At 56.3% G+C, this 7,006-nt stretch carries 5 protein-coding genes; 4 read left to right on the top strand and 1 reads right to left on the bottom strand.

Annotated elements, in window-relative coordinates:
• Positions 1 to 478 precede the first annotated feature (478 nt).
• A complete protein-coding gene (locus AC0L3C_RS36070; RefSeq protein WP_473410396.1) occupies positions 479 to 3,400 on the bottom strand; it encodes an ATP-binding protein in 2,922 nt (973 codons plus the stop codon).
• A 432-nt stretch (positions 3,401 to 3,832) separates the two neighbouring features.
• Here AC0L3C_RS36070 and AC0L3C_RS36065 point away from each other — a divergent pair, with 432 nt between their 5' ends.
• The 4 genes from AC0L3C_RS36065 to AC0L3C_RS36050 form a co-directional block, all read left to right on the top strand.
• Positions 3,833 to 4,861: a fatty acid desaturase gene (locus AC0L3C_RS36065; protein ID WP_473410395.1), complete on the top strand. Its 1,029-nt coding sequence runs from the start codon at positions 3,833 to 3,835 to the stop codon at positions 4,859 to 4,861.
• 2 nt (positions 4,862 to 4,863) lie between these two features.
• On the top strand, positions 4,864 to 5,322 hold the full coding sequence (locus tag AC0L3C_RS36060; protein WP_473410394.1) for a DUF2000 family protein: 459 nt from the start codon (positions 4,864 to 4,866) through the stop codon (positions 5,320 to 5,322).
• On the top strand, positions 5,312 to 5,704 hold the full coding sequence (locus tag AC0L3C_RS36055; protein ID WP_473410393.1) for a hypothetical protein: 393 nt from the start codon (positions 5,312 to 5,314) through the stop codon (positions 5,702 to 5,704). Before AC0L3C_RS36060 ends, AC0L3C_RS36055 begins: the two co-directional genes overlap by 11 nt.
• Positions 5,705 to 6,560: 856 nt before the next feature.
• A partial coding sequence (locus AC0L3C_RS36050) for a ribbon-helix-helix domain-containing protein (protein ID WP_473410392.1) occupies positions 6,561 to 7,006 on the top strand: 446 nt, incomplete at its 3' end.

Below are 7,006 nucleotides of genomic sequence, written 5' to 3'. Positions count from 1 at the left end.
CCAGATCGACGAATTGCTACCCTGGGCCTATCTCGCTACCCAAAAACGCTGGCGCGTGGCCTGAGAACATCGCTTACGGCGAACCGACGGTGAAGCGCCTATTCAGGCCGCCTGAGGCGCGGGCCAGATAGGCGGCTGAGGATCGCTGACCTCCTGGGTCAACGAATAGCACTCCGAGGAACGTGACCAGCACGCTAGATGCCCTTTTTCGTCAAGGCGAAGCGGATGCGGTGCTGATTTTTCGATCACTCAATGGCGAAGGGATTTGACAATGCGAACTCTAGATTCACGAGACTAATTTAAATTATTGGATATGGGCGAACGGTGGGGACGCCCTCAAGGCTGAAATAAGGGTATCAAGAATTTGAGAAGGCCGGCTACGGCGCTACCGACCTTTCGGCAATTATTCATTGTTCAGCACCGGCGATCGTTATGAGGTACACTGGCGTATGACAGGACGCCCACACCGGGTAAGGCGTCAGACGGTTGGGATCATGTTTGGCTGTTCGCCTGCCAAGATCGCTTCCAGGTCCGGTTCACGTAATCGATACCTGCACTGATCGATCAGCAGTGTTGCTCTCTCAGTCAACACTTCCAGTTCGTTTTTCGTGGCGCCGGATACCCTGCGCAACCACGCTTGAACGAGCAGTGCGTCACATTCGAGAAGCTTGAAACCGTAGTCCTGTGCCAGTTCAATCGTCGCGTCGATCTGATTGATCTCGGCCTTAAGATCGGGCTTTAGATCTGTCAAAAACCACAGGCGACCACGGGTTTTTTCCAATCGCATCTCTAAGCGCAGAGGAAAGTGCACATTAAATTGCTCGGTCAGTCGAGCTGCCTCGGAAATGGACTTTTGAAAAGCATCCCGGTCACGTCTCATCCGATGAATAGCCGCTTCTAGAATTCGCAGGTTCGTGCGCTCAACCTCCACGCCATCGCGCTCTGCAGCTTCGTTGCAGGCCCACCAATAGCCTAGAATCGAATCGGCCTTGCTCGGCTGACGGATGAGCTCCGTTTCGATGTGCAAGCGGCCACGTTCGCCCGGCAAGACAATCGCCGGTATCGCCACGGTCTTTTCCGCCACCTTAGGCGCAAACGCGCCTTCGTGCTCTCGCATAAGTGCAAAATGGTGGTCGGCTCCGGTCCCTTGCTTCTGAGCCAAATCATGGAGAATGCCATGTAGATCGTGGGCTCGCTCAATGTCACCTGCGAGCAGGGCTCCGCGCGCGACGAATGAAACTAGGCGTCGTTCCATGGCATGGAGCTCTCTTTCTCGTTGGAAGCGCTCGGACTCCTCGAGGGAAGCTGTCCGGATCCGCTCACGCTCAAGAAATGGCTCTGCAAGCATGAGTAGCTCGTTTGCTTTGCCGAGATCTCCGCTTACGAGATGTGTACTCGCCTCCAAAATGCTTCCACGCGCCGCATCGAGATGCTGGTTCGCTTGTTCTGAACGCTGCCGTGCGTCCGCAAATGCGCGCCTTGCAGTATCGAGCCAGCCTAGCTGGAGCGCATTGTGCCCCAAGTCAAACATCAATTGCCCTTGGTCTGGAGGATCAATGAGATCAACAAGAGTTGTATCGCTTGCTGTATCGAGGATAGGAATTGGCGCAAGTAAGGCGAGAAACCGAATCTTCTCTTCGTGACGGCCAAACCGGCGTGTGAGACCGAACCGATGTTTTGAGCTTTTACCGCCGACGTTGAATCTATCAACCCGCTGAATAACGATGCGACGGAAAGCAAACTGGATTCGTGCGCGAGGAGAAGCGTATTCGCTGAAGATATATTGTATGTCCAGCTCTGTGAGAACTTTGTCTTGTAGCTTTACTTCGTTTTCTCGCAGCGGCGAGTCTTGATAGCGGTCACCATTCTTAAGTGAGGCTTCCGCGCTACGAACCAAGTGATAGGCTGCCTCAACGAGGCAGATCAGGGCATGCAGTGCGCGATGTCCCTCGGTGGGCAATTGCCTCGGATGGAATCCTCTGTCAATTGTTGGGAAAGCTGATGCCCAAAAATATCGAGCGACCCAGTTATGTAGCCTTTCGTAGCTCCATGGGTCTGTTCGATGCCAATCGGCAATTACCTGCGTACGTACGCTGAGATGCATATCATACAGCGCGAGTTGATCTCCATCGTCTCCATCGGCAATCCGGCTAATCAATCCGAACGTTGCGTCTACGGCCGGGTCGATGCTTGTTGCGTCCGCCTCCCATGTCTGTTGGAAAACACGTTTGTCCTGGGGGAGGGAACCTTCATCTGACATAAGCTGGTCGAGCATGGGGGTGCTCAACCCTTTCTCGGACAGAGCAACTGCACGAATAAAATTCAATGAAGCTGGCTTTACTTTGCTGAGCAACGTTACCACGGCGTCATCGCTGCGTCTCTGGCTCGACGATTGCTGCCTTCTAGGCAAAAGATTACGAAGAGCTGGAAACCCCGAGGGTTTGGTTTGCTCTATTAAATGAGAAAGGAGAACGAGGCTCTGTGGCTGCCAGTGCATCTTGGCACATAGGTCGGCCAATAATTCCTTGCTTATTGGTCCACGTTTCCCGTGCTCTTTCAGGAGAGCGCGGACGAGTTCAACACCAGCTTGAGGAGGGAGGCCGGCACCGATATCGATCGACAAGTATCCCGGATAAGCGTTGAACAGATGTTCCTGGCGGTGGCTGCTGGTAACAATCAAGGTGAGTGGCTTAACTTCAAGGACCAGCCGCCTGATGAATTCTCGCATTGCCGCGCGGTCGACACGCAAACCAGATTTTGGCTCGGCATCGTCGTGGGCCCAACCACCATGCAAAAGAAAGTCGAGATCGTCGAGAACAATCGCGGTGCTCCGATGCGGGACACGGGAGACCACTGCGGAGAGAAGCGAAGGCAAGTCGGAATCAGGAGAGTCCGAGCCGAGCTGGCTCCGTATCTTGTCCAAGAGCGCATCGGCCGTTCCCATCCTTCGACATGAGAACGCTAGGATGTGTCCAGCAATTCGTTTCTTTCCTGAGCTAACCCACCATCCGCGCACGAGTTCGGTTTTGCCGGAGCCAGATGGACCGTGTATTTCTACGATACATTGCTCGTGTTGATCTATCTGATCGTCGATTGCAGCCAACTCTTTCTTGCGTCCCAGAAGCGGAGAGGAAGGGGCAGCAAGAAAATCGATACTTCTGATGGGCGGGGGGCCCACAGCTAACGCGCGTTTGCTGCTTCCCGCCGTCAACCACTCGAAAAACTCTGCCTCGAGATCCTTAAGCGGATTTGTTGGGTCGGAGCTCGGATTCCAAACATCGAGATCGTACTTAAGCTCATGACATATGGTTTTTTTGATATTGTCAGTAACGCTCGCGCCGGTTGTGATGCGGTGAAGGGTTGCTCGTGAAATTCCTGACGCTTTGACGAAACCCTTCACGTCCCCGCCGTGCCGCTCCATCATTAGGCAGACGCGATACCAATCCTCCAGGCCTCTGGCCGCATTTGTTTTCTTAGGCGAGGCTTTTGGCCTTCCTGGTTTCACTCCCACAACTGCCCCCGAAGTCATCGGCCAACTTGGCCGCCGCCATTTAAGTGATTGAAAGTACAGTAATTTATTGAATTTCGATCCGAGCCAATATTGAGACAAATTATGAGGCGCGGATGGGATATTGCAACTACCAATACAACCAATCCAAAGGAACACTACCGACTTGCATGAGGCACCCAACCCATCCCCGAATTGCGCATTACTGAGTCAAATGCGCTCGCTTTCCGGGCTGTTTTCAAGTGAAAGAATGTCCGTATAAGTCTTTGTAAAATAACGAGTTTTTGTCGCACGATCCTCCTGGGCTAGTTCAAGGAGGATCGGATGAACCCCACTGATGACAAGCGCCGTCGGCGTCGCTCCCATAGCTTCAGCGAAGGGATCGGCCGCCAACTCAAACCCCTGCAGACCCTCGACAATTGGCACGGTCCGCTTGCGTGGGCCTACGACATCGCGGTCATCGTCCTCGCGGTTTACCTTTATCACTGGAGCATCTTCTGGCTGCCGGTCTCGGCCCTGTTGATTGGGGCACGGCAGAGAGCGCTTGCCACGCTTCTGCATGAAAGCTCGCACCTGACGCTTTGCAAAAACCGCGTCCTCAACTTCGTCTTGGGTACGGTGGTCTCGGGATGGCTCGTCTTCCAGACCTTCACACGATACCACAAGAGCCACGTCAAGGCCCATCACCCTTATCTCGGTGACGAGACGCGCGACCCCGATGCGCAAAACTACATCGAACAGCGGCTCTTCGAAAAAGGGCGTCACGGCTTCCTGGGTCGTCACCTGATCCCTCAAATCCTGGGACTGCGCATTCCTGAGAACCTCACGTACCTCGTGATGAACCGATTGCTGCCGCGGCGGATCCGCGGAATGTCGCGCCGGGAGACGCTTGAGTTGGCCGGGTTCTTCACGTTTTGGCTACTCCTAGTCAGCGTCCTCACCTACACGGGTCTGTTGCTCACTTTTTTCATTCTCTGGCTGTTGCCCTACCTCACGGTTTTCCAAGCGATCAACTGGATCATCGAGATCGCGGAACACTTTCCGCTGATCAGGTTGTTCGATTGCGAAATCGAGATGACGCGCAACCGGCCCGGCTCCGTGCTCGAGAACTTTCTCACCGGCATCCATGGAGAGGGGTGGCATCTCGTACACCACCTCAGGCCAGGCATCCCGTTCTGGAATCTGCGCGGCGCGCACCGAGTGATGATGCAGGACCCCGACTATGCCGCGGCGAATGAGCGGAGCGGTGGCCTCTTGACCCGCGGCCCCACGGACAAGCCGAGCATCATCTCGCTCTTACACGAAGACATCGCGGCGGCTTCCGAAACCAACCACCCCAGCAAGGGAGACTAAACATGCGTTTCGTTTTGGTATTCAACAAACGTGCCCCACTGGTATCGCAGATGAATGCGTGCGGCCATCTCAGTATCGGCTTGGCGCGCCAGGTCGATGAGATGGATCAGTTGCTACGCCGTTTCAACGACATTACGGGTCAGCAGGTCTCGCTGCTGACCGATCATCCGCTCATCGTCATGGCGGCCCGCAGCAGCGCGCATCTGCGGCAATCCCACGAGATGGCTATTCGCGAAGGCATTCCTTGCAACGCTTTCTTTTCTTGTATGCACGCCGGGCAGCCGATTGAGCAAGAGCTGATCGTGCGGAACACCGCCCCCGAGCAGCTGGACTATGTCGCCCTAGGGGTCTTTGCCGACAGAGACCGGCTCGCTGGCATCACCAAGCGCTTCTCTCTTTACCGCGCCGGCGACAGCGCCGCCGTCGCTGGTGCCGATGCGGGAGGCGATCATGACACTTGAGACGCTTCAGTTCGAACGGTTCGATCCCACCTGGGAGGCCACAAGCCCGATTCTATCGTGGTGGGGCGAAGAGGGCGGCTCCTATGAGGCACACGTCTTCAGCCATCGTGGCGCGAGCTTACTTCGGATTTTTGTCTATCACCTGCGGGTCACTAACGGCGCCCAGAAGCACATGGGCGCGGTCCATCGCCTCCTGGTCGACGAGCAGAGTTGCCCGTTATCGATTCTCGGCCCTCTGACATTGTGCTCCGAAAATGACGTTCGCAACGCGCTCGCGGAGATCGTGGCGGCCAGAGGGGGTATGTTCGACCCCGTTCCGTATCTCCTGCTGAATTTGGACGGAGAGCATCCGCGCGCGATCAGCAATCCATGGCCGTTGTGATAAGACTGGCACGACTACGACCTATTGCCGAGAAGCGGCCCGGCGATGGCAAGGCTGAAAACCATACGGTGGCTTAGTGACACAGTGAGCAATCCTGCTAGGCCATTGATCTTGCTGGTGGGCCCGGCGGGTCTCGAACCTGTATCCAAACTGTATGAGCAGTCGCTAGCCCGACCCGGGATAGGACAGCACTATCATCCGATCTCGTGCAGCGAAGACGATTGAAGAAGAGATCCGACCTGTCTGAGGCCTAAGGGGCCAAAAGGCACTTTTGGGCGCGAAATGCACCTTATGGATTGATAGATCTTCCTAACATATTGATACCGCAACAAATGCGAACGCCCTCCGAGCGCGCCAAGGGCGCGGAACGTACGATCGCTTTGTTGAGGCGATCGGACGGCGGCTTGCAAGCGGATCCACCGTCCTGAAAGAGGTGAGCATCGACATGCACGCCTCTGAGAAGCCCGAGTAATCAGTACACGCGCCCCAATGCGCCCTGGCAGCTCCTGGCGATGGGTGCGGCGCCGAGTCAGATAAGTCGACCCGCAGATCGGCAGCATGCCACGAAGCGCGCAAGCGATGGGCGCGTCACTCAAGGCGCCCGGGCCCGCTGCAACAGCCCGTTAGCTGCCCGCGAATGACACAGGCTTACAAACTTCTTGAGACCGCCTTGTCTTTCTTTGGCTACGCCAGACAACGACACAGATGTCGGAGCGGTTGAAGTGACGTTCGGATTAGCCCTTGTGTCAAGTCCATCATCGCTGGGGGCGATCCAGCCGTTTCGATTCCGAAATCGACGCCGCGCGTACCGCGCTGCGCGGGCAGGTCGCGGCCGCAAATTGGGAGTGAACAAGCAGTGCAAATCGATGGAGAGCTTGGAGGCCAGCCCAGCTCGATTGTGAATCAAGCCGACAGCGATGCGCAGCCGAGCCCGAACGAAAGAGCGCGAACCAAGAAGGTTACCGTTCAGCTCTCCGAGAGCATGTTTCAGCGGCTTGAAGTTGCGACCGAACGCCCGGGGCTCGGCAAGAGCATGGTCGTCGAGACGGCGCTTGAACGATTCCTGAATCCTGCACCGCCCATCGAGGGGCGCGTTCATGAGGCTCTGGACGGGATCAGTGGCCAGATGGCCAGGCTCGAGCGCGAGATCGCGATCATCGCCGAGACCGTGGCCCTGCATGCGCGCTATCACCTCACCGTGACGCCGCCCATACTGCCATCCGGGCAGCGGGAGGCGTGCCTGCTCGGGCAGCAGCGTTTCAAGGTATTGGCGGAGCAAGTCGAACGGCGGGTACGGCTCGG

It is taken from the genome of Bradyrhizobium sp. WSM4872 (genome assembly GCF_055811715.1).
The sequence above is the reverse complement of the archived record's forward strand: the minus strand, read 5'-3'. Positions and strand labels throughout refer to the sequence as shown.

What these genes read in the sequence shown, in the direction of transcription:
- AC0L3C_RS36065 (WP_473410395.1), top strand. Translation starts at nt 3,833, where the DNA reads ATGAACCCCACTGATGACAAGCGCCGTCGGCGTCGCTCCCATAGCTTC.
- AC0L3C_RS36060 (WP_473410394.1), top strand. Translation starts at nt 4,864, where the DNA reads ATGCGTTTCGTTTTGGTATTCAACAAACGTGCCCCACTGGTATCGCAG.
- AC0L3C_RS36055 (WP_473410393.1), top strand. Translation starts at nt 5,312, where the DNA reads ATGACACTTGAGACGCTTCAGTTCGAACGGTTCGATCCCACCTGGGAG.